The 21,851-nt window shown below is 60.0% G+C and carries 21 protein-coding genes and 1 pseudogene; 12 read left to right on the forward strand and 10 right to left on the reverse strand.

The window, feature by feature from the left end; all coding sequences use genetic code 11:
• Positions 1-22 precede the first annotated feature (22 nt).
• Positions 23-757, forward strand: coding sequence for a phosphonate metabolism transcriptional regulator PhnF (phnF, locus tag QA648_RS18140; RefSeq protein WP_283051405.1), 735 nt, complete (start codon positions 23-25; stop codon positions 755-757).
• Positions 758-763: 6 nt separating this feature from the next.
• On the opposite strand, the pseudogene QA648_RS18145 reads toward phnF, so the two are convergent.
• The 9 genes and pseudogenes from QA648_RS18145 to QA648_RS18185 all read right to left on the reverse strand — a co-directional run bounded on the left by QA648_RS18145 (position 764) and on the right by QA648_RS18185 (position 8,382).
• A pseudogene (locus QA648_RS18145) lies at positions 764-1,059 on the reverse strand (type II toxin-antitoxin system RelE/ParE family toxin).
• Positions 1,056-1,346, reverse strand: a complete 291-nt coding sequence (locus tag QA648_RS18150; RefSeq protein ID WP_283048496.1) for a hypothetical protein — start codon at positions 1,344-1,346, stop codon at positions 1,056-1,058. The pseudogene QA648_RS18145 and the gene QA648_RS18150 overlap by 4 nt, the downstream one beginning before the upstream one ends.
• 105 nt (positions 1,347-1,451) lie before the next feature.
• The gene (locus QA648_RS18155; RefSeq protein WP_283048498.1) at positions 1,452-2,087 is read right to left on the reverse strand and encodes a 2,3-bisphosphoglycerate-dependent phosphoglycerate mutase; all 636 of its coding nucleotides are present in this window, start codon (positions 2,085-2,087) and stop codon (positions 1,452-1,454) included.
• A 116-nt stretch (positions 2,088-2,203) separates the two neighbouring features.
• Positions 2,204-3,028, reverse strand: coding sequence for a 4-hydroxy-tetrahydrodipicolinate reductase (gene dapB / locus QA648_RS18160; RefSeq protein ID WP_283048500.1), 825 nt, complete (start codon positions 3,026-3,028; stop codon positions 2,204-2,206).
• Positions 3,029-3,043: 15 nt separating this feature from the next.
• Positions 3,044-4,837 (reverse strand): ABC transporter ATP-binding protein, encoded by a 1,794-nt coding sequence (locus tag QA648_RS18165; protein ID WP_104821600.1) that lies wholly within the window; start codon positions 4,835-4,837, stop codon positions 3,044-3,046.
• 228 nt (positions 4,838-5,065) lie between these two features.
• A complete protein-coding gene (locus tag QA648_RS18170) occupies positions 5,066-6,091 on the reverse strand; it encodes a glucokinase (protein ID WP_283048502.1) in 1,026 nt (341 codons plus the stop codon).
• A 31-nt stretch (positions 6,092-6,122) separates the two neighbouring features.
• Entirely contained in the window at positions 6,123-6,500 is a 378-nt protein-coding gene (locus QA648_RS18175; RefSeq protein WP_283048504.1) for a methylglyoxal synthase, read from the reverse strand.
• Positions 6,501-6,621: 121 nt separating this feature from the next.
• Positions 6,622-7,668, reverse strand: a complete 1,047-nt coding sequence (gene mepA / locus QA648_RS18180) for a penicillin-insensitive murein endopeptidase (protein WP_283048505.1) — start codon at positions 7,666-7,668, stop codon at positions 6,622-6,624.
• Between the two features lie 144 nt (positions 7,669-7,812).
• Positions 7,813-8,382: a hydrolase gene (locus tag QA648_RS18185; RefSeq protein ID WP_283048506.1), complete on the reverse strand. Its 570-nt coding sequence runs from the start codon at positions 8,380-8,382 to the stop codon at positions 7,813-7,815.
• 36 nt (positions 8,383-8,418) lie between these two features.
• On the opposite strand from QA648_RS18185, the gene QA648_RS18190 reads away from it, so the two are divergent.
• From QA648_RS18190 to QA648_RS18235, 10 genes are all read left to right on the forward strand, one after another.
• On the forward strand, positions 8,419-9,054 hold the full coding sequence (locus QA648_RS18190) for a TetR/AcrR family transcriptional regulator (protein ID WP_283048507.1): 636 nt from the start codon (positions 8,419-8,421) through the stop codon (positions 9,052-9,054).
• Positions 9,055-9,162: 108 nt separating this feature from the next.
• A complete protein-coding gene (locus QA648_RS18195; protein ID WP_283048509.1) occupies positions 9,163-11,001 on the forward strand; it encodes an extracellular solute-binding protein in 1,839 nt (612 codons plus the stop codon).
• Between the two features lie 172 nt (positions 11,002-11,173).
• Positions 11,174-12,265: a microcin C ABC transporter permease YejB gene (locus QA648_RS18200; protein ID WP_283048511.1), complete on the forward strand. Its 1,092-nt coding sequence runs from the start codon at positions 11,174-11,176 to the stop codon at positions 12,263-12,265.
• The gene (locus QA648_RS18205; protein WP_283048513.1) at positions 12,265-13,419 is read left to right on the forward strand and encodes an ABC transporter permease; all 1,155 of its coding nucleotides are present in this window, start codon (positions 12,265-12,267) and stop codon (positions 13,417-13,419) included. Before QA648_RS18200 ends, QA648_RS18205 begins: the two co-directional genes overlap by 1 nt.
• A complete protein-coding gene (locus QA648_RS18210) occupies positions 13,416-15,053 on the forward strand; it encodes an ABC transporter ATP-binding protein (RefSeq protein WP_283048514.1) in 1,638 nt (545 codons plus the stop codon). The genes QA648_RS18205 and QA648_RS18210 overlap by 4 nt, the downstream gene beginning before the upstream one ends.
• Before the next feature lie 12 nt (positions 15,054-15,065).
• Positions 15,066-16,025, forward strand: a complete 960-nt coding sequence (locus tag QA648_RS18215) for a glyoxylate/hydroxypyruvate reductase A (protein ID WP_283048515.1) — start codon at positions 15,066-15,068, stop codon at positions 16,023-16,025.
• A gap of 77 nt (positions 16,026-16,102) precedes the next feature.
• On the forward strand, positions 16,103-16,372 hold the full coding sequence (locus QA648_RS18220) for a hypothetical protein (protein WP_283048517.1): 270 nt from the start codon (positions 16,103-16,105) through the stop codon (positions 16,370-16,372).
• 198 nt (positions 16,373-16,570) lie between these two features.
• Entirely contained in the window at positions 16,571-17,875 is a 1,305-nt protein-coding gene (gene pncB / locus QA648_RS18225; protein WP_104821612.1) for a nicotinate phosphoribosyltransferase, read from the forward strand.
• Between the two features lie 87 nt (positions 17,876-17,962).
• Positions 17,963-18,247: a CopG family transcriptional regulator gene (locus QA648_RS18230; RefSeq protein WP_104821613.1), complete on the forward strand. Its 285-nt coding sequence runs from the start codon at positions 17,963-17,965 to the stop codon at positions 18,245-18,247.
• A 35-nt stretch (positions 18,248-18,282) separates the two neighbouring features.
• Complete coding sequence (locus tag QA648_RS18235; RefSeq protein WP_283051410.1) at positions 18,283-18,528, forward strand: type II toxin-antitoxin system RelE/ParE family toxin; 246 nt, start codon at positions 18,283-18,285, stop codon at positions 18,526-18,528.
• Positions 18,529-18,535: 7 nt separating this feature from the next.
• On the opposite strand, the gene QA648_RS18240 is transcribed toward QA648_RS18235, so the two are convergent.
• On the reverse strand, positions 18,536-19,501 hold the full coding sequence (locus QA648_RS18240; RefSeq protein WP_283051412.1) for a hypothetical protein: 966 nt from the start codon (positions 19,499-19,501) through the stop codon (positions 18,536-18,538).
• A 164-nt stretch (positions 19,502-19,665) separates the two neighbouring features.
• Here QA648_RS18240 and QA648_RS18245 point away from each other — a divergent pair, with 164 nt between their 5' ends.
• Positions 19,666-21,828, forward strand: a complete 2,163-nt coding sequence (locus QA648_RS18245; RefSeq protein ID WP_104821615.1) for a mechanosensitive ion channel family protein — start codon at positions 19,666-19,668, stop codon at positions 21,826-21,828.
• Positions 21,829-21,851: the final 23 nt, after the last annotated feature.

Below are 21,851 nucleotides of genomic sequence, written 5' to 3' on the forward strand. Positions count from 1 at the left end.
TGTGACATTAGCAGCAGGCGATATGGCGGGGCAGAAGGTACAAAGACAGACGGGCGTGGCGCTCTGGCGGCAGATCGCCGACCGGATTCGCACGTCGATCAACCACGGCGATTTTGACGACACTGGCATGGTGCCGCCGGAAACGGCGCTCGCGCTGCAGTTCGGGGTTAACCGGCATACGATACGAAGTGCACTTGCGGCGCTGGCGCAGGAAGGAATCGTTAGGGCCGTGCAGGGGCGCGGAACGTTGATCGAGCGCAAGGAGCGCCTGAGCTTCCCGATTTCAAAGCGAACGCGGTTTTCGCAAGGCATTGGCGATCAGGTGCGCGAGACCCGTAGTATCCTGCTGGCCGCCAGCGAGGAGGCTGCGAGTACGGAATTGGCTCGGCAGCTCAAGATCAAGACCGGCACACGGCTTGTGCGCCTGGAAACGCTCGGTCAGGCGGATCACCGTCCGGTTTCGCGGGCCACAAGTTGGTTCCCGGCGGATCGCTTCGGCGCTATTGCCGAGATCTACCGGACGACCGGATCGATCACCAAGGCATTTCGTGAGCTTGGCGTGCCGGATTATGTGCGCGTCGTCACCGAGATCACCGCGACGCATGCCGACGAAGGCGATCTGGCCGACCTGCAATTATCCCCGGGCGCCATCGTGCTGGTCGCACAGGCGCTCAATTCCGATCTCGATTATGTTCCGGTGCAATATTCGATTTCCCGCTTCGCCGCCGACAGGGTCCGTTTCACCGTCGAGAATTGAAAGGCTTTAGGAAATCGGTCCAATCCCGCTCGGAGGCCATTGCTGAGCAGCATGGAGAATGCGGAGTATTCGCACCGTTTCGTCCGCGAGATCGTAAATCAGCAATAGTGTCTATGGACGACCAGCTCTCGCGTTCCCGACACGCGACCAGGACGGCCCGTCATTGGGTGCGCAATAAGCTGTGCTGATCTCTTGGCGAAAAGTTCGTCAAGCGCGAGCGCGGCGGCAGCGTTATCCGCCTCGATATAAGTGTAAATTGCGTGTCGATCAGCTCTTGCCTCGGGAGTCCAGATAAGATTCACGAGGGTTTTCTGCTTAGCTTGCGGCGTGTTTCTTCCCGCAAAGCAGCGAACTCGGCTTCTACTTCATCGGCTGGAATGAGATTGCCGGCATTGGCGGAATCAAGCCCCGCCTGAACTTGCTGACGAAACCAGATGTCGTATTCAGCTTCATTCTGCTGGCGCTTCACGTAGTCGCGCATGAATGCGCGAAGCAGTTGCGCCGCGGTTTGATCATGCGCCCGCGCCGCCTCGTTGAAGGCAGATTTCAAGTCTTCCTCAACTCGAAACGTGAACGTGGCGTCTGTCATATCTGATGTCATGTGTTACACCGTTAGTACAACGTAACACGTCATGCCAAATTTCCCACCCCTCTGCCGTCAACCGCATGAGGGGTGGTTTAGTATTTCTAGGTGTTAATGCGCGCCCGACATGTCGCCGAGCACTTCCTTGGAAGCAACGGTGGAGTCGGCGTTGAGCTTGTAGACCATCGGTACCCCGGTCGCGAGGTTGAGCGCCAGGATCTGCTCCTTGGTCAGCCGGTCGAGGACCATGACGAGCGAGCGCAGCGAATTGCCGTGAGCGGCGACCAGCACCTTCTGGCCGGCGAGAACACGTGGCAGGATTTCCGTGAGGTAGTAGGGCCAGACACGGGCGCCGGTGTCGCGCAAGCTTTCGCCGCCGGGCGGCGGAACATCGTAGGAGCGGCGCCAGATATGCACCTGCTCTTCGCCCCACTTGGCGCGTGCGTCGTCTTTGTTCAGGCCCGAGAGATCGCCGTAATCGCGCTCGTTCAGCGCCTGATCCTTGATGGTCTCGAGGTCCGGTTGACCGACTTCATTGAGGATGATCTTCAGCGTGTGCTGGGCGCGGACCAGCGCGGAGGTGAAGGCGACGTCGTACTTGATGCCGTAATCGGCAAGCGCCTCGCCACCGGTCTTGGCTTCTTCGATGCCGAGTTCGGTGAGGTCGGGGTCCTTCCAGCCGGTAAAGAGATTCTTCAAATTCCAGTCGCTCTGCCCGTGGCGAACGAGGACGAGAGTACCGCTCATGAAATATTCCTCCTTGATAGAGCAATTCCAGGAAAAGTGCTTAGCGGTTTTCCGTCCGGAATTGCGTAAGAACAAAAGGCTGGAGCGTTTCCGTGCTGAACCGCTCCAGGATGGGATCAACGTGTGGAAAGCCCGAGAACGTCGAGCATGGAATAAAAGCCGGGTTTCTTGTCGCGCGCCCAGAGCGCTGCCTGAAGCGCGCCGCGGGCAAACAATGAGCGGTCGCCGGCATTGTGGGAAAGTGTCAGCCGCTCGCTCTCGCTGGCGAAGATGACCGAGTGATCGCCGATGACGCCGCCGCCGCGCAGCGTGGCAAAGCCGATGGTGCCCGTCGGCCGCGGACCGGTATGGCCGTCACGCACGCGCACAGAATTTTCGCCGAGATCGATGCCGCGGCCCTTTGCCGCCGCCTGGCCGAGCAGGAGCGCGGTGCCGGATGGGGCATCGACCTTGTGTCTGTGATGCATTTCCAGGACCTCGATGTCCCAATCGGCCGGCGGAAGCGCGCGCGCCGCCTGCTCGATAAGGACGCTCAAGAGGTTGATGCCGAGGCCCATATTTCCTGATTTGACGATGCGGGCGTGGCGGGAGGCCGCCTTGAACTTGGCTTCGTCTTCCGCCGAGCAACCGGTCGTACCGATGATGTGGACGATGCGCGCCTGGGCGGCGAGGCCTGCGAAGGTGACGCTGGTGGCGGGCGTAGTGAAGTCGATCACGCCTTCGGCATGCAGGAAGGCGGAAAGCGGGTCATCGGTGACCGGAACGCCGATCGGCCCCAGCCCGGCAATCTCACCGGCATCCTTGCCGATGAAAGCGGAGCCTGGACGTGCGACGGCGGCGTGCAGCGTTGCGCCTTCGGTGGTGTGGATGAGGCGGATCAGCGCCTGTCCCATGCGGCCTGCCGCGCCCACCACCACCAGCTTCATCGCATCGTCGCTCATGTCTTCTCTATCGTCTTATTTTCGGGAAGTGCCGGAAACGACCGGCCGCTGAAGGTTGTTGAGGCGAGCGTAGAGGCCATTGTCGGCCGTCGCAAGCGTCTCATGGTTGCCCTCTTCGACGACGCGCCCGTTCTGCATGACAATGATCTTCTCCGCCCGCACGACCGTCGACAGGCGGTGGGCGATGACGACGACGGTGCGGCCGCTCATGGCTTCGTCCAACGCCTTCTGCACGGCTGCTTCCGACTCGGTGTCGAGCGCCGACGTCGCTTCGTCCAGCAACAGGATCGGCGCGTTTCGCACCAGCGCACGGGCGATCGACAGGCGTTGGCGCTGGCCGCCGGAAAGCGTCACGCCGTTTTCCCCGACCGGCGTGTCGTAGCCCTGGGGCTGCGCCTGGATGAAATCATGGGCATAGGCGAGCCGGGCGGCCTCCTCGACTTCGGCATTCGTCGCTTCCGGACGACCGTAACGAATGTTGTCGCGGATCGTGCCTTCGAAGAGGTAGGGCTGCTGCGAGACATAGGCGGTCTGTTCGCGCAGCGACTGCTTCGTCACATGCGCTATGTCCTGCCCGTCGATGAAGATGCTGCCGGCTTTGGGATCGTAAAAGCGCGGAATAAGATTGATGACGGTGGACTTGCCGGCGCCGGAAGGGCCGACCAAGGCCGTCGTCTCTCCGCCCTCAGCAACGAAACTCACGCCGGATAGAACGGCTTCGTCGCCGTAGGCGAAGTGAACGTCGCGAAACTCGATGCGGGCCTCGGTGACGGCGAGCGGCTTCGCGTCAGGCAGATCGCGCTGACGCGGCTCCATATCGAGCAATTCGTAGATCATGCGCGCATTGACGACGGCGCGCTCTAACTGCACCTGCAATTTGGCAAGACGCCGGGCCGGATCATAGGCGAGCAGCAGCGACACGATGAACGAAAACACTGCGCCCGGCGGAACGTTTTCATAGATCGAACGATAGGCAGCGTATGCAAACACACCGGCCACGGCAAAGCCGGCGACCGTTTCGATCAGCGGGCCATTACGCTCGGAAATACGAGCAATTCGGTTTTGTCGGTTTTCAGCCGCCGTAATCAGCTTATCGACTTTGCGTTCGAGCTCGCGCTCCATCGTGAAGGCTTTGACGATGGAAACCCCTTGAATAGTCTCCTGCATCGCGCCGAGCACGCGGCTGTTGAGAATGACAGCCTCGCGCGTAACGGCGCGTAGGCGCCTTGAGATGTGGCGCAAGGCCAGAAACACAGGCGGCGCAATGACGAAGAATAGGAGGCTGAGCAGCGGATCCTGATAGACCATATTGGCCAGCAGAAAGACAAATGACAAAAAGTCACGCGCAGTCGATGTGATGATAAGGTTCATCACATCGCGGATACCGGAAACGTTCTGGCTAACTCGCGCCGCAATCTGAGCCGAACGGGCTTCGCTGAAGAAGCCAACCGACAGTGTCATCAGATGTGCATAGAGGCGCCTTTGATAACGGGCAATGATGTCATTGCCAATTTTGGACAGAATGACCGATTGAAAATAACCAGCAAAACCACGGGCCACAAAAGCGGCTAATATCGCAAAGCAAATCAGCCACATAACCTCGGCGCGGCGCTCGTAGAAAGCTCCGTTCACGATCGGTCTCATAACCGCGGCCATCGTCGCCGTCGACGCTGCGACCACAACGAGGCAAAATATTGCGATCGAGTAGCCCCAGATATGGTCACGACCGTTTTCAGCAATGATACGCTTCAGCACAGCGGCGATCGTCTCACTGTCGATATCGGTTTTTTTGGTGTCCGGCGACTTCAAATATCGGCTTCCTGTCTCAAACCAAGCGAGCCGCATATGGCACGTGCTTTCGCGGGTCTATAAAGAGTTAGGACGGTTTTGGCTAGATATGGCCTGTTGCACTGGTTAAGGCAGGTCATGGAGCCAAGCTTATTATAAGGTAAGGCCACTCCTCCAAAAAGGCGTCGCGTGGTCGCCGGTTCGATCCTCTCAACGACCGCGCTTGATCATCTGTTGCTGCCCCTTTGGTCAGCGCCGCCAGCGGCGGCCGTCCGTCGCCAGGCCGAAATTGGCCGGCATGCGGGCGTAGGCAGAGAGGCCGGCGAGCGCGGCGAGCGGATGGGTCACCACATGCGTCGGGATCGACTTCATCAGCGCGCTATGCGGCGCCTTGTCTTCGAAAGCGGCGCGGAATTCCGGCTTCTGCAGCGCCGGCAGGATCTTTTGCGAAATGCCGCCGGCAAGGTAGACGCCGCCGCGCGCCATGAAGATCAAGGCGATGTCGCCGGCGACACGACCGAGATAGGTGACGAACAGGGTCACCGTCTCTTCGGCCTGAGCGTTGGTGCCGGCGAGTGCGTGGGTGGTGATATCGGCCGGTTGTGTCAGCACGGGCTCGATGCCATCAGCCTTGCAGATCGCGTGATAGAGATACTGCAGGCCGCGGCCGCAGAGGACCTGCTCGGCGGAGATGCGGCCCTCGATGGGCTCCAGGTGCGGCCAGATCTGAAAATCGCGCGCGCTGCGCGGCCCGAGATCGATATGTCCGCCTTCGCCAGGCACCGGGATCCAAGTATGCTGGGCATGGATGAGGCCGGCAACGCCAAGCCCGGTGCCCGGCCCCAATACGGCGCGCGATGCGATCATGCCTTCCGACGTTTCGCCGATGGTCTCGCGATGCTCCTCGGAGACACCGGCGATCGCCAGCGCCTGCGCTTCGAAATCATTGATGATCAGCACATCATCGAGGCCGAGATTTTCGATCATCGTCTTCGGGCGGATCACCCAGTCGCAATTGGTTAGAGGAATTTCGTCGCCCCGAACCGGCGCCGCAACGGCAAGGATCGCCGAGCGCGGCTGCACCGCCGTCTTGTCGAGAACGCCTTGCTGGATCGCCTCGTCGATCGTTTTGAAATCAGCGGTGTGCACGTTCGGGAAATGCTTCGGCTCGGCATAGACATCGACGAGGATGGAAAAGCGTGCGTTGGTTCCCCCGATATCGCCGATCAGGATAGGAAAGGGCAGGGGGGCTTCGCTGTGGCTGAGTTTGGGCATGGCCAGGTCCGTGGTCTGCCGCCGAGGCGGATTAATGGTTCAGTGTTTTGATCAGTCGTTCTGCGGTGGCTTCGTTGAGAGCCATGGGAATGTCGTAGAGAACGGCAAGCCGCGTCAATGCTTTCACGTCGACATCATGCGGCAAGGGGGTCATTGGGTCGATGAAGAAGATGAGCACATCGATCTCGCCGGTGGCGATCATGGCGCCGATCTGCTGATCACCGCCGAGCGGACCGCTCTTCATGCGGGTGACCTTAAGCCCGGGGCAGACATCGAGCACGCGGCCGCCGGTCGTGCCCGTGGCAACAATATGCCAATCGGCCAGCGCATCCTGGTTGCGGCGTGCAAACTCCGCCATTGCATCCTTTTTCTGATCATGCGCGATCAGCGCGATGCATTTGCCGGCCATGAAACTCTCACTCCGCCCAAAACTTTTAATCGATTTATCCGCCTTCTATACCAAGAGACAGCCCTTTGAAAGACGGGCTTTTGAATGACGGGTCAAGCCGGCCGAACCGGCCCTGCCGCCCTTACTGTTGCGGAATGCTGTCCGGGGGAGTGCTGCCCGTATCGGCGCTGGAAACCGGCAGCGCGCCGGTCGCAGCGGTAGCAGCGGCGGCCTTGGCGCCGAAGGTGGCGGCGCGGGCCGAGGCGACGGAAGGTTCATTCAGCACGGTCTGGCAGGCCTTCGGCAGATCGGAAACCATGACTTCGCGCGGCTTTGCCGGCGGCTTCGTGCTGGGCTTCGGCTTGGCCCAGGGCGCGGGTGTGAACCACCAGGCGAGCGACTTGTCGCAGCCGTCGCCGGCGGCAACGGGTGCCTGCGGCTTGCAGTTGGCCGAGCCTGCGGGGCAGCGGAGGCGGATATGGAAATGCGAGTCATGGCCATATTCCGGGCGCAGCTTGCCGAGATTGGTGCGGTCGCCGGTCCACGTGTCGCACATCTTCTTCTTGATCGCCGGATTGACGAAGATGCGCTCGACTTCGGGGTAGCTGGCGGCGCGCATCAGGAGGCGGGCATGCTCCGGCGTCCAGACCTTGTCGTTGATCGTCAGGAATTTGTCCTTCGCCAGCATCGAAGTGAACGGTAGGGTTTCGCGCTCGGCCGTTGTCAAAGCCCGCGATGGCATCGGCGTCAGCCAGACGTCGGCATCGAGGCCGATCTGATGCGAGGCGTGACCGTTGAACATCGGCCCGCCGCGTGGCTGCGAGATGTCGCCCACCAGGATACCCGGCCATCCGTCATATTTGGCCGCGTCGCGCGACAGGCGCTCGAGGAGTCCGATCATTTCCGGGCGGCCCCAGCGGCGGTTGCGCGACAGGCGCATGGCCTGCCAGGTCGGCCCATCGGCCGGCAGCGCTTCGGCGCCGGAAAGGCAGCCCTTGGCATAAAAACCCAGCGATTGCGGCGGTCCCTGCGTCGGCAGTGTCACAGCCCCGAAAATCGCCTTGGCGCTGCCGGGTGACGGGGTTGCCTGCTGCGCCAGCGCATCGCCGCTGACGAGACCAGCCCCGATCGTTACGGCGAGGGAAAATTTGCTGAACACATTGAGGGTCCGAACCAGGAAAGAAATCATGTGGTTCCTTGAGAAGCTGCCGGCGATGGCCGAAGTGATTTGCGGGTGAATCTACCTTGAAAAGCGATTTTGGTGAATCCGTGTTTTATCGCGCGAGGCTAATGCACCGTCGCATATCGGCGCTCCGGAGCGCTAAGTGCATGATCAATCAGCCAGAATTTCCGACGTCTTGCGGATACGCGACAGCCGCGGCAACACCTTTGTGCAGGCGAAATCCTGCATTTCCTGCGACAAGGTCGTTACCGCATCCTCGGCGACGATGACGGCATAATTGGCCGCATAGGCGTCGCGAACGGTCGATTCGACGCCGAAATTGGTGGCGACACCGGTAAGGATGAGTGTTTTGATGCCGCGGCGGCGCAGTTGCAGATCGAGTTCGGTGCCGTAAAAGGCGCTCCATTGGCGCTTGACGATGGCGATGTCGGGTATCAGCGCAGCGATTTCGGCGGGTGCCGCCAGAGCTGCCGGCGGCAAACCTCCCTCTGGAAAGCTGAAGCTTTCGTCCACGGGCTGGTTGACAGCGTCGGCATAGTCTGCGGAAAATCCAACCGTCACAAAGACTGTGGTTCCGCCGTCGGCTTTCAATTTCCTGGCGATGGCGGCTGTATTCTCGACGATCTGCTGCGCAGAGTGGGGTGCGAGCGGGCGGCTGAGAACCAGGCCCTGCAGATCGATGGAGACAAGTGCGGTGGTTTGGGGATCGTAAAGAGGCATCAGGGGGCTCCGGGGAAATATGAGGGTATCCTCACAATGACAAACATGAGCGAATCCTCGCAAAAATCAAGCGCGGAGCCGCAGACGCGTGTTCCGAAGCGCCGCCGCGGGCATGATCGCGTTGCCGTGCTCTTGGAAGCGGCCGCAAAAATCTTCGTTCAGAAGGGCTATGACGCGGCCACGATGACGGAGATCGCCGCCGAAGCGCGCTCGTCGATCGGCTCGCTCTATCAATTTTTTCCGACAAAGCCGCTGCTCGCCGAAGCGCTGCATATCGAGCGGCTGGAGCGGCTGAAAGTGGTGCTTCAGGACATCGCGGAAAAGAGCGGCGGCCTTTCGGCGGCCGACAGCGGCGAGGCAATCTTCGACAGGCTCGGCGCTTTCATCGAGGAGTTTCCGGAATTTCCGGTGCTTGCCACCCGCCGGGATGTGCCGAAGGACCGCAAGATGCGTTCGCGGGCCGAGCTGAAGGAGCTGATTTCCGCCATTCTGCGGCGAGCCGAGCCGCCAGTCACGGACGATGTCGCCTTGATGTCGGCGATCGTTCTCGAACTGCTGCGCATCGCCGTCGTTGCCGCTAACGAGCCGGAAGCGGCCGGCGACCGGCGTCTTGTCCGCGAGTTGCGCCTGATGCTGCGCAAACGCCTTGAAGAAGCTGCGGCAAAAGCCTGATTTCATGCGATGGCAATGGGCCGGTTTGCGAAGAGATGAGCAATCCGTCCTGTTTTTTGCCCGTATTTGGCCTATGCTTGATTCCAGTCAAATCACAGGGGATCATGAATGGCGTTGTCGCGGTTGAAAGCAGGCTTGGTTGCTTCTCTTTTCTGCCTGCTGGCCTTGCCGGCGCCATCCAACGCCGACGAGCCGCAATTCCGCATCGGCACGGCCATTCTCGGCGATCTGAAATACCAGCCCGGCTTCCAGCATTTCGACTACGTCAATCCGGACGCGCCGAAGGGCGGCGAGTTGAAGCTTTCCTCCAACGGCACCTTCGACACGCTCAATCCGGTGCTGCTAAAAGGCAATCCGGCGTCGGGGCTCAGCCTTGTATTTGATACCCTGCTGAAGTCGGCCGACGACGAAATTTTCTCTTCCTACGGCCAGCTTGCCGAGGGCGTGTCCTATCCGGACGATGTCTCAAGCGCCACGTTCCGTTTGCGGACAGAGGCGAAATGGGCCGATGGAACGCCGGTCACCCCCGAGGACGTCATATTCAGCTTCGAAAAGTCGAAAGAACTCAATCCTTTCCTGACAAGCTATTATTCGCATGTAACGCGAGCCGAAAAATCCGGTGATCGCGACATCACCTTCTATTTCGACGAAAAGAACAACCGCGAACTACCGTCCATTCTCGGTCAGCTTTTGGTCGTTCCGAAACATTGGTGGGAAGGCACGGGTCCTGACGGTAAGCCGCGCGACATCACGCGCACGACGCTGGAGCCGGTTATGGGCTCCGGGCCCTACAAGATCGTTTCGGTATCGCCCGGGTCTACCATCCGCTACGAGCTTCGCGACGACTATTGGGGCAAGAGCATGCCCGTGAACGTCGGCGAGAACAATTTCGGAGCGATCTCATACGCTTATTACGGCGATGACGATGTAGAATTCGAAGGCTTTCGCGGCGGCAATGTCGATTTCTGGCAGGACAACAGCGCCAGCCGCTGGGTCACAGGCTATGATTTCCCTGCTGCCAAGGATGGACGCATCAAGCGCGAAGACCTGCCCAATCCGTTGCGCGCAACGGGCGTGATGCAGGCGCTGGTGCCGAACATGCGCCGTGATCAGTTCAAGGACCAGCGCGTACGCGAAGCGCTCAACTACGCCTTTGATTTCGAAGAGATCAATCGCACCGTCGCCTATGGTGTGTATCGCCGTGACGACAGCTATTTCTTCGGCACTAAGCTTGCGTCCTCCGGTTTGCCCCAAGGCGAAGAGCTGAATATTCTGAACGAGATCAAGGACAAGGTGCCGCCTGAGGTCTTTACGACCCCCTACAGCAATCCCGTGGGGGGCGATCCGCAGAAATCGCGCGACAATCTTCGCAAAGCGATCGCGCTTCTCAAGGATGCCGGCTATGTCATCAAGGGCAACCAGATGGTCAATGCCAAGACCGGGCAGCCCTTTTCCATCGAGATTCTTCTCGGCAGCCCTTTTGTTGAAAAATGGGTGCTGCCCTATGCGCAGAACCTCAAGAAGATTGGCATTGACGCGCGCGTGCGCACGGTCGATTCCTCGCAATATATCAATCGGGTGCGCAGCTTCGATTATGACATGATCTGGAATGTCTGGGCTCAGACCCTCAATCCCGGAAATGAGCAGATCGATTTCTGGGGTTCGGCCTCCGCTAATCGCCAGGGCTCTCGAAATTATGCCGGCATAGCCGATCCCGGCATCGATGCGCTAATCACCAAGGTCATCTATGCCAAGAATGTCGCCGAGAAGGAGGCATCGGCGAGGGCGCTCGACCGCGCGCTGCTCGCCCACCACTATGTCGTTCCGTTGTTCTATGCCACGAGCTTTCACATCGCCTATTGGGACAAGTTCGAACATCCCGCCAACCTGCCGGAATATTCGATGGGCTTTCCCGAGACATGGTGGTCGAAAAACGCCGGCAAATGAGCGGCTCTTGCAATGACGGGCATGCTGGGCTCCAAATGCCTTATGCCGATTCGGCAGTTTCAGCCTGAAATGACTGCGCCGGCTCAATTCGGCGGAAGGGAATAAGCGACTTGAACGACGGATGGATTGAGGCGAGAGCAGGCATATTCCTCGATGGGGGAGTGACGGACTGATGGGCGCCTATATCCTCAGACGTCTGCTGCTGATGATCCCGACCATCATCGGCATCATGGCGATCTCTTTTACCATCGTGCAGTTCGCGCCCGGCGGTCCCGTCGAGCAGGTCATCGCGCAGTTGACCGGCCAGGCGGACAATGCCAATGGCCGTCTTTCCGGCGGCACCGATGTGCTCGGCCAGCAGAACGTCGATGACAGCAGTTCGAAATATCGCGGCGCCCAGGGGCTCGATCCGGAGCTGATCGCCAAGCTCGACAAGCAATTCGGCTTCGACAAGCCGCCGCTTACGCGCTTCGGGCAGATGATGTGGAATTATATTCGCTTCGATTTCGGCGAAAGCTTCTTCCGCAATACGACGGTGATCGACCTCATCGGGCAGAAACTGCCGGTGTCGATCTCGCTCGGCATCTGGATCCTGATCTTTTCCTATGCCATCTCCATCCCGCTCGGCATCCGCAAGGCGATACAGGATGGCTCGACCTTCGATGTCTGGACATCCGGCGTCATTATCATCGGCTATGCCGTTCCGAGCTTCCTCTTCGGCATCATGCTGATCGTGCTTTTCGCCGGCGGTTCCTTCCTCGATTGGTTTCCGCTGCGCGGCCTCGTCTCCGACAATTTTGCCGATCTTACATGGTGGCAGAAGATCATCGATTATCTCTGGCATCTCGTCCTGCCATTGATCTCGCTGTCGCTCGCCGCCTTCGCCACCACGACGCTGCTCACCAAGAATTCCTTCATCGAAGAGATCAAGAAGCAATATGTCATCACGGCCCGCGCCAAGGGGCTGAGCGAGCGGCGGGTGCTCTACGGCCATGTCTTCCGCAATGCCATGCTTATCGTCATCGCCGGTTTTCCCGGGGCCTTCATCTCGGCCTTCTTCACCGGTTCGCTGCTGATCGAGAATATCTTCTCGCTCGACGGCCTCGGCCGCCTCAGCTATCTCTCCGTCGTCCAGCGTGACTATCCGATCGTGTTCGCAACGCTCTATATCTTCTCGCTGCTTGGCTTGTTCGTCGGCCTGATCTCGGACCTGATCTATACCTGGATCGACCCGCGCATCGATTTCGAGCGGAGGGACGTCTGATGGACGTGGCGACCAATTCGACGACCCCGACAGCGGTAAAGCCGCCGCGCAAAGGCCTCTTTTCCCCGACGAACGTTCGCCGGTGGCAGAATTTCAAGGCGAATCGCCGCGGCTACTGGTCTCTCTGGCTGTTCCTGATCCTGTTCGTTCTCAGTCTCGGGGCGGAATTCATCGCCAACGACCGGCCGATCCTCATTTCCTACAAGGGCGAGATCCTGACGCCAGTCTTCGTCGATTACCCCGAGGAAAAGTTCGGCGGCTTCCTCGCGCAGACCGATTATCGCGCACAGGATATTCGGGACGAAATCAACGCCAACGGCTGGATGATCTGGCCGCCGATCCACTATTCCTACCAGACCGCCAATTCGAACCTTCCGAAAGGAACCTCGGCCCCGACCGCCCCCTTCTGGCTGATGAGCAAGGAACAGCGCTGCTCCGGCTATGAAAAAGGTGTCGCCGATCCGAATTGCACCTTGAGCAATCTCAATTGGCTCGGCACGGACGATCAGGCGCGCGATGTGTTGGCGCGCATGATCTACGGCTTCCGCATCTCGGTGTTGTTCGGCCTGGCGCTGACCATCTGCTCGGCAGTCGTCGGCGTTGCCGCCGGCGCTATCCAAGGTTATTTCGGCGGTTGGACGGACCTTCTCCTGCAGCGTTTCATCGAGATATGGTCGTCGATGCCGGTGCTCTACATTCTGCTGATCATCGCCTCGGTCCTGCCGCCCGGCTTCTTCATCCTGCTCGGCATTCTGCTTCTGTTTTCCTGGGTGGGTTTGGTCGGCGTCGTGCGTGCCGAATTCCTGCGAGCGCGCAATTTCGAATATGTGCGCGCCGCCCGCGCGCTCGGTGTCAATAACATCACGATCATGTACCGACACCTGCTGCCGAACGCCATGGTCGCAACCCTGACCTTCGTGCCCTTCATTCTCTCCGGCTCGATCACGACGCTGACCTCGCTGGATTTCTTAGGGTTCGGCATGCCCCCCGGCTCGCCTTCGCTTGGCGAAATGATCGCGCAGGGCAAATCCAACCTGCAGGCCCCCTGGCTGGGCCTCTCCGCCTTCTTCACCATGTCGATCATGCTGTCGCTTCTGATCTTCATCGGTGAGGCCGTCCGCGACGCATTCGATCCGAGGAAGACGTTCCGATGAGCGGAGACCACGCCCCATTGCTTTCCGTCCGCAATTTATCCGTCGCCTTTCATCAGGGCGGCCAAACTTCGACCGCGGTCGACGGCGTCTCCTTCGATATCGCCAAGGGCGAGGTACTGGCATTGGTCGGCGAATCCGGGTCTGGCAAATCGGTGTCGGCCAATTCGATCCTGAAACTGCTGCCCTATCCGTCCGCGAGCCATCCCTCGGGCGAAATCCTGTTCAAGGGCAAGGATCTGCTGAAGGCGTCCGATAATGAGTTGCGTGCCGTGCGCGGCAACGACATCACCATGATCTTCCAGGAGCCGATGACCTCGCTCAATCCGCTCCATACGATCGAAAAGCAGATCGGCGAAATCCTGGCGCTGCACCAGGGCGTGGTCGGCCCGGCGGCCCGTAGCCGCATCCTGGATCTCCTGAACCAGGTCGGCATCCGCGAGCCGGAAAAGCGCCTCAAGGCCTATCCGCACGAGCTCTCGGGCGGCCAGCGTCAGCGCGTGATGATCGCCATGGCGCTCGCCAACCGGCCGGAGCTTCTGATTGCCGACGAACCGACGACGGCGCTCGATGTGACGGTGCAGGCGCAGATCCTCCAACTGCTGCGCGACCTCAAGGGTGCGCATGGCATGTCGATGCTGTTCATCACCCACGATCTCGGCATCGTCCGCAAATTTGCCGATCGCGTCTGCGTCATGACTAAGGGCCATATCGTCGAGACCGGCACGGTCGAGGAGGTCTTCACCAATCCGCAGCATGAGTATACCCGGCATCTGCTTGCCGCCGAGCCGCGCGGCGAGCCGCCGGTGGGAGACATCAGCAAGCCCCTGGTCATGGAAGGCACCGACATCAAGGTCTGGTTCCCGATCAAGGCTGGGCTGATGCGCAAGGTAGTCGACCATGTGAAGGCGGTCGACGGCATCGATCTCAGGCTCAGGGCTGGGCAGACGCTGGGCGTCGTCGGTGAATCCGGCTCCGGCAAGACGACGCTTGGCCTGGCGCTGGCCCGGCTGATTTCCTCCAGAGGCCGCATCAGTTTTGTCGGCAAGGACATTGCGGATTATTCCTTCAAGGAGATGCGGCCACTGCGCAACCAGCTTCAGGTCGTCTTCCAGGATCCCTATGGATCGCTGAGCCCGCGCATGTCGGTCGGCGAAATCATTGCCGAAGGGCTTAAGGTGCACGAGCAATCCTTGTCGGCGGAAGAGCGCGATCAGCGCGTCTGCTGGGCGCTGGAAGAGGTCGGCCTCGATCCCTCGACCCGCTGGCGCTTCCCGCATGAATTCTCCGGCGGCCAGCGTCAGCGCATCGCCATTGCCCGCGCCATGGTGCTGAAGCCGCGTTTCGTCATGCTCGACGAGCCGACCTCGGCGCTCGACATGAGCGTGCAGGCCCAGGTGGTCGATCTGCTGCGCGACCTGCAGCGGCGCCATGACCTTGCCTACCTCTTCATCAGCCATGATCTGAAAGTGGTGAAGGCGCTTGCCAACGAGCTGATCGTCATGCGCTTCGGCAAGGTCGTCGAGCAGGGTTCGTCAGCGGAGATTTTCCGTGCGCCCAAAGAGGATTACACTAAGGCGCTTCTCGCCGCAGCCTTCAACATCGAGGCGGTCCCCACCGCCGCCGTCCAGCAATAAAAGACAATCGCCATGCCGGTCAAAAGCCCTGTTCTCGTCGATCTGAAATTCACGCCTGAGGCCATCGTAGCAGCCCTTAAAACCGCGTTTGCGGATCGCGGCAGCATCAATCTCGCCGATCCCGCCAACAAGGGCGCGGATCTGAGCCAGGTCGACTATGCCCTTCTATGGAAGCCGGATGCCGATCTTTTTCAGCGCGCACCCAACCTCAAGGTGATCTTTTCCGGCGGTGCCGGCGTCGATTCCATGATGAATATCGCCGACCTTCCCGACATTCCCATCGTCCGTTTCGTCGACCGCAGCTTGACGGTGCGCATGACGGAATGGGTCGTGCTGCAATGCCTCATGCATTTGCGCGACGTCTTCGGTCACTTCAGGCACCAGCGCAAGCGCGTCTGGGGCCATCTTTTGGCGCCTGAGGCGCGCGAAGTCACGGTCGGTGTCATGGGTCTCGGCGTTCTCGGCCTCGATGCCGCCGCCAAACTCAAGGTCATGGGCTTCGACGTCATCGGCTGGTCGCGGCAGAAAAAGCAGATCGACGGCATGGAAACGTTCGATGCCGGCGAACTCGATGCTTTTCTCGCGAGGACCGATATTCTCGTCGGCCTGCTCCCGCTGACGCCGGAGACGACGGGGCTCTACAATAGCTCGCTCTTTTCCAAGCTCCGTCGTAACGGCTCTCTGGGCAAACCGGTGTTCATCAATGCCGGACGCGGCAAGAGCCAGGTTCAGGCCGATATCGCCTCGGCGATCGAAACCGGCGTGCTCGGCGGCGCGTCACTCGATGTCTTCGATGTCGAGCCGCTGCCGATGGACGACCCGCTCTGGGGCATGGAGAATGTCGTCATCACCCCGCATGATGCGGCGGTTTCCGAGGAATACTCGCTGATGCGTCATGTCGAAGAGCAAATCGCCCGCTTTGAACGCGGCGAACCGCTGCAATATCTGGTGGATCGCCGCCGGGGCTATTGAGCGCCTTCGGAACCTTCCAGAGCCGCCTCCGTTTTCCAAAAAACATCGCCGCAAGGCGAATTTGGAAGGAGGCTGTCATGCCACGGAAGCTGGAAACCCATACGCATTGGGAGGATTCTGATCGCCGTCTGCATGAGGAAAGGGAGTTGCCGGCGACCGAGGCCAAACAAGGCCACATGGGCGGCCGGGTGTTGGCGGTGCTCCTTGTCGCGCTTGCCCTGACAGCGGTCGTCTGGGCGCTGGTGGAATTATGGGACAGCAGACCCACGCAGACCGCGCCAGAGACTACAACCCAGGATCAGACCACGGCTCCAAAACCGCCGGTTCAAGGCAATTCCCAGCCGTAACGAATTTGGTCATCAGTCTCGATCCAAGGCCGCGCCGCCACTATCCGGAGCAGCGCGTTTTAATTTAGTATCAATTTTCTTTCAGTGACTGGACTTTCGCTCAACATTTTTTGATAAGAAGAGCATTATACCCGCCGCCAGTGAGCTGGAAGGCGGAACGCATGACGTCCGGGGCGCAGGGAGACGGGCAGGAACGAGATGACGAAGACGGATATCGCCACCCGTGTCTATAACCATACCTGGAAGCTCGATCCGATCATCCGCAGTCTGATCGATACGGATTTCTATAAGCTTCTGATGCTGCAGATGATCTGGAAGCTTTATCCGGATGTCGACGCCACCTTCTCCCTGATCAACCGCACCAAGAGCGTCCGGCTCGCCGAAGTGATCGACGAGAAGGAATTGCGCGAGCAGCTCGATCACGCGCGCACGCTCAGGCTTGCCAAAAAGGAGATGATCTGGCTGGCGGGTAACAGCTTCTACGGCCGCGCCCAGATCTTCGAGCCGGAATTCCTGGCCTGGCTGTCGAACTTTCAGCTTCCGGAGTACGAGCTATCCAAGCGTGACGGCCAGTATATTCTCGACTTCCACGGCTCGTGGAAGGAAACGACAATGTGGGAGATTCCGGCCCTCGCCATCATCAACGAACTCCGATCGCGCGCGGCGCTGAAGGCGCTGGGTCCCTTCACGCTCGATGTCCTCTACGCGCGGGCCAAGGCGAAGATGTGGGAAAAGGTCGAGCGGCTGAGAGAGCTGCCGAACCTGCGTATTTCCGATTTCGGCACCCGCCGGCGCCATAGTTTCCTCTGGCAGCGTTGGTGCGTGGAAGCGCTGAAGGAAGGCGTCAGCCATGCCTTCACCGGCACCAGCAACGTCCTTCTCGCCATGGATTCCGATCTCGAGGCCGTCGGTACCAACGCGCACGAGCTGCCGATGGTGGCGGCGGCGCTCGCCAAGACCGACGATGAGCTTGGCAAGGCGCCTTACAAGGTGCTGCGCGACTGGAACCGCCTCTACGGCGGCAACCTGCTGGTGGTTCTGCCCGATGCCTTCGGCACGGCTTCGTTCCTGCGCAACGCGCCGGAATGGGTGGCCGACTGGACCGGTTTTCGTCCGGATAGTGCACCTCCGATCGAAGGCGGCGAGAAGATCATCGACTGGTGGAAGAAGATGGGCCGCGACCCGCGCCAGAAACTTCTGATCTTCTCCGACGGCCTGGATGTCGATGCGATCATCGCCACCTACAAGCATTTCGAGGGCCGCGTGCGCATGGGCTTTGGCTGGGGCACCAACCTCACCAATGATTTCGCCGGCTGCGCCCCCACCGAAATCGAGGGTCTCAACCCGATCTCTATCGTCTGCAAGGTGATCCAAGCCAATGGCCGCCCGGCCGTAAAGCTCTCGGACAATCCGCAGAAGGCAACGGGCGAGCCTGCAGAGGTCGAACGTTATCTGAAGTTCTTTGGAGCCGAGGATCGCGTCGATCAAGAGGTGCTGGTGTAAGCATTCCTTTGGCAGGAACCAGCCGATGGTTCTTTATGCAAGGGGCTGATACTATATCGTCGGTATCGGCCACCTCCGGAGAATTCGATGTCACCTGCTTTGAAGGCCAGTGTAGAAATTGATCCTGACGTGAACGAGCGCCTGGAGAAGCTGGCTGCCAGTCGCCACCGTCACCCGAATCGGCTGCTGAACGAAGCCGTCAGGCAGTATGTGGAACGTGAGGAAAAGCGCGACTCTCTGTTGCAGGATGTGCGTCGTTCATTGGACGACTATCAGGCGACGGGCCTGCATGTGACGGGCGATGAAGTCATTGCTTGGTTAGAGACTTGGGGCGACGACGATGAGAAGGCCCCACCTGAATGCCATCGGTAAGGCTGACGCAGCGCGCTCTTCGTGACCTCGAGCGGATGAGGGCATTTCTGCGGTCCAAAAATGCTGCCGCGGCGAGGAAGGCATCAGCAAGGATTATTCAAACAATTCAGATATTGTCGAGCCAGCCCGATATGGGGCGGCCCGTGGAAGGCTCAGAACAAGGATTACGCGAGCTCATCGTTACGTTTGGGCGGGATGGCTATATTGTTCTTTATCAATATCTTGGTGAAGACGTCCTCATAGCAGCTATCCGCCACGGCCGCGAAGACGGTTACAAATAACAACGCCTCACTGCACGCTCCGCCCCACCCGCTTAAACAGCGACCATTTGCCGTCCTCCCAGCGATATTGATCGGGTGAGATCACATAGGGCACGTCGCTGAGGTCGGTGCTGATCAATTCGAGCAGGTGCAGTCCCTGGGCGTCGTTTTCGTGGGTGAAGAATACCTTGTCGCGTGACAGGAAGGCAGCGATCGGCGCAGCGCCACCGGATTGATCCTGTACCTGCGCCCAGAATTTCGGCAGGAAGGCGACGCTAGATTCGAACTGGCCGTCGATCTCGACATATTGGAACTGGCTGCGTTTGGCGATCTGCACGCCGGTCTTCGCCAGGAACTTATAGAGGTTATCCTGCGCCGTATCCGCCAGTTCGCCGACGTCAATGCCCCAGCCGTCCAATGCGGTGGTCATGACATAGCTGACCGCGGTCTCGCCATTGACGACGAAAAGCCTGACCAGATTCTCGGCCTCATCGAGATAGACGAATTGCGGCGGCTCGGGTTCGTCCTTGACTGCCTGTATCATCTGCTGCCGCGCCACGTCGACGAAGCTGCGCGATTTCAGCACCGGCAGCACCTTGCCGAGCTCGTCGCCGCCTTCCAACGCTTCGGTCATGTTGAGATAGTTGAGCAGAGCCCGGGCGCGCGCCTGTCCTTTCTTTTCGCGCAGCGCCAGCAGCGCGTTGCTCAGGAATTTCGTCATCGTGTCGCCGTTGCGGCTGTGCAGCGTCAGGCTGCCAGCGCCCGGATCATAGTCGACTTTGATAACCTCACCGAAAAAGGGCAGGCGCTCTTGCAGGTAGGCGGCAAAGCGCGCCTCGTTTTCCAGCGCTTCGTCAGGAATGTTGAGATCGAGGCTCTTGATCGCCGGCGTGCCGGCAGGCTGTGGCGCGGGCGGGGCTGGCGGCTCGATCTGCGTGTTCGGCCGTTTGCCTCTGCCGAAGAGCTTTTTCAGGAAGTTGAACACGCGATACATCCCCAAGCGGTATTCCTGCAAAACCTAACGTGCCACCAGCTCGTGTGCAATGCCGATACCTAATTGATTGCGTGACTTGCGTAAGTGCCTGCTTGTCCGCACTAAAAAGGCGTATAGTCTGCAAAAACAGGCTGGTCGGGCCGATTGCGAGAAGGGCGGCGCATATGAGTATTGTCGGGGGTGGCAGGCGGTCGATTGGAGCTCTGCTTCTATGTCTTATTGCATTTGCCGTACCGGCTGCGGTCCATGCGCAAACTGCGGCCGCACCATCGGCCGCCGCTCCGCCACCGGAGAAGGTCCGCGAACTCATTCAGTTGATGAACGAGCCCGACGTCAAACAGTGGCTTGCGTCGCAGGTGAATGCCAAGCCTGCGTCGACGGACAATCCTAGCTCGGGCGGCGGCCAGATGTCGGAATTGTCCGATACGCTCGGCCATACCCGACGGCACCTGGAGATAGTGTCTCAAGCCGCGATGACATTGCCTTCCGAGGTGATGACGGCCACCAAGCGGCTTGAAAACGAAGGTGAGGCGGCGGGCCGGGTGCGCATCGGCATTCAGGCGGTGGTGCTGTTTTTCTTTGGTCTCGTGGCCGAACTGGTGGTTGCCCGCCTGATCAATGCCAAGCATATGCAGCGTACCGAGCGGGCGGCCGGGGTTGAGACCGAATTGCAGGCCGCGCGCTTCCAGTTCATGGGCGGCGTGGTGCCGGCCATCGTTCATGGCGTGGCGATGCTGGTTCCGCTTCTCATCTTCGATTGGCCGCCGATCATCGAAAGTTTTGCAATCGCCTGCGTCATCGCGATCGTCTCCATAAGGCTGGCGGTCTCGCTCGGCAGACTGCTGATGGAGCTGATAGCGATGCGAAGGGCGAGCGATGTTCTCGATGAGGATGGTGGCGCTGCGCGGATCGCCGAGCGGCGGCGCGTCGCGAAATACTGGTACAGGCGAGGCACCCTTTTCGTCATCTATTTCGCCTGCGGCTGGGCGGTGGTCCAGGCCATGGAGCCGCTCGGCTTCTCCGATGGCGCCCGCGCTCTTGTCGGCTATACGCTTGGCATCGGCCTGTTCCTGATTGCCGTCGAAGCTGTCTGGGCGCGTCCCGCGCATGCTGGAACGAATGGCAGGAAGGTCATCTCGTGGCTGTTGACCATCTATTTCGCCGCGCTTTGGTGCCTGTGGGTGAGCGGCTTCAATGGTCTGCTCTGGCTTGGCATCTATGTCATTCTGCTGCCGCGCGCGCTTTCGGTGTCGTCGCGGGCGGTGGAAGCGCTGCATGATGCGGCTGGCGGTGTTCTCGGTGCTGGCACGCTTGCGACAGTGCTGCTCGACCGCGGCGTACGCGCCGTCATCATCGCGCTTGCTGCCCTCTGGCTCGGCCATATGCTCGGTGTTGAAGCAACCATGATGATGAGGCCGCCTGAATCCATGATCGACCGCATCGCACGCGGCATCATCGGTGGCATCGTCATTCTGCTCGCCGCCGATTTGCTCTGGCATCTGTCGAGGACCTACATCAATGCCAAGCTGTCCGCGTCTGCGCCGCTCGTCAGCGACAGCGAGGAGATGAGGGCCCGGCGCGCTCGGCTGCACACGCTGCTGCCGATCTTCCGCAATATCCTTGCCGTGGCCATCGGCATCATCGCCATCATGATGGTGCTGTCGGGTCTCGGTATCGAGATCGGGCCGCTGATCGCCGGCGCCGGTGTGGTTGGCGTTGCCGTCGGTTTTGGCGCGCAGACCATCGTCAAGGATGTCATCAGCGGCATCTTCTATCTCTGGGATGATGCCTTCCGCATCGGCGAATATATCGAAAGCGGCAACCACAAGGGCGTGGTGGAATCGTTCAGCCTTCGCTCGGTGAAACTTCGTCATCAGCGCGGCCCGCTGGCGACGGTTCCCTTCGGCTCGCTCGGAGCGGTCAACAACATGAACCGCGATTGGGCGATCGACAAGATCATCATCAAGGTCACCTACGACACCGATTTGACGAAGACCAAGCGGATCATCAAGGAGATCGGGCAGCGACTGCTCGATGATCCGGAACTGGCACCCAACATCATCCAGACGCTGAAGATGAAGGGTGTCGAGCAGTTCGGTGATTTCGCGATCGAGATTAGGCTGGCGATCACCACCAAGCCCGGCGAAGTCTCCGTCATCCGTCGTAACGCCCTGGCGATGATCAAGCAGGCCTTCGATGAAAACGACATCCATTTTGCCTTCCCGACGGTCCAAGTCGCAAGCGAGAAGGATGCCGCCGCAGCGGCCGCCCGCCAAGTGATCGAGATGCGGACGGCGGGCATCGAAGGTGTTGAACAAACCGGGTAACCGCCACACATCACTCAAGCACG

The organism is Rhizobium sp. CB3171 (assembly GCF_029714265.1).
Taxonomy (GTDB): domain Bacteria; phylum Pseudomonadota; class Alphaproteobacteria; order Rhizobiales; family Rhizobiaceae; genus Rhizobium.

Bases quoted from the DNA above. Each gene is read 5' to 3' on its own strand.
- QA648_RS18220 (WP_283048517.1), top strand. From the start codon at position 16,103: ATGCCACGGAAGCTGGAAACCCATACGCATTGGGAGGATTCTGATCGC.
- QA648_RS18190 (WP_283048507.1), top strand. From the start codon at position 8,419: ATGACAAACATGAGCGAATCCTCGCAAAAATCAAGCGCGGAGCCGCAG.
- dapB (WP_283048500.1), bottom strand. From the start codon at position 3,028: ATGAGCGACGATGCGATGAAGCTGGTGGTGGTGGGCGCGGCAGGCCGC.
- QA648_RS18195 (WP_283048509.1), top strand. From the start codon at position 9,163: ATGGCGTTGTCGCGGTTGAAAGCAGGCTTGGTTGCTTCTCTTTTCTGC.
- QA648_RS18240 (WP_283051412.1), bottom strand. From the start codon at position 19,501: ATGTATCGCGTGTTCAACTTCCTGAAAAAGCTCTTCGGCAGAGGCAAA.
- QA648_RS18235 (WP_283051410.1), top strand. From the start codon at position 18,283: ATGAGGGCATTTCTGCGGTCCAAAAATGCTGCCGCGGCGAGGAAGGCA.
- QA648_RS18175 (WP_283048504.1), bottom strand. From the start codon at position 6,500: ATGGCCGGCAAATGCATCGCGCTGATCGCGCATGATCAGAAAAAGGAT.
- QA648_RS18200 (WP_283048511.1), top strand. From the start codon at position 11,174: ATGGGCGCCTATATCCTCAGACGTCTGCTGCTGATGATCCCGACCATC.
- QA648_RS18245 (WP_104821615.1), top strand. From the start codon at position 19,666: ATGAGTATTGTCGGGGGTGGCAGGCGGTCGATTGGAGCTCTGCTTCTA.
- QA648_RS18170 (WP_283048502.1), bottom strand. From the start codon at position 6,091: ATGCCCAAACTCAGCCACAGCGAAGCCCCCCTGCCCTTTCCTATCCTG.
- QA648_RS18205 (WP_283048513.1), top strand. From the start codon at position 12,265: ATGGACGTGGCGACCAATTCGACGACCCCGACAGCGGTAAAGCCGCCG.
- QA648_RS18210 (WP_283048514.1), top strand. From the start codon at position 13,416: ATGAGCGGAGACCACGCCCCATTGCTTTCCGTCCGCAATTTATCCGTC.
- QA648_RS18230 (WP_104821613.1), top strand. From the start codon at position 17,963: ATGTCACCTGCTTTGAAGGCCAGTGTAGAAATTGATCCTGACGTGAAC.
- QA648_RS18150 (WP_283048496.1), bottom strand. From the start codon at position 1,346: ATGACAGACGCCACGTTCACGTTTCGAGTTGAGGAAGACTTGAAATCT.
- mepA (WP_283048505.1), bottom strand. From the start codon at position 7,668: ATGATTTCTTTCCTGGTTCGGACCCTCAATGTGTTCAGCAAATTTTCC.
- phnF (WP_283051405.1), top strand. From the start codon at position 23: ATGGCGGGGCAGAAGGTACAAAGACAGACGGGCGTGGCGCTCTGGCGG.
- QA648_RS18185 (WP_283048506.1), bottom strand. From the start codon at position 8,382: ATGCCTCTTTACGATCCCCAAACCACCGCACTTGTCTCCATCGATCTG.
- QA648_RS18155 (WP_283048498.1), bottom strand. From the start codon at position 2,087: ATGAGCGGTACTCTCGTCCTCGTTCGCCACGGGCAGAGCGACTGGAAT.
- QA648_RS18215 (WP_283048515.1), top strand. From the start codon at position 15,066: ATGCCGGTCAAAAGCCCTGTTCTCGTCGATCTGAAATTCACGCCTGAG.
- pncB (WP_104821612.1), top strand. From the start codon at position 16,571: ATGACGAAGACGGATATCGCCACCCGTGTCTATAACCATACCTGGAAG.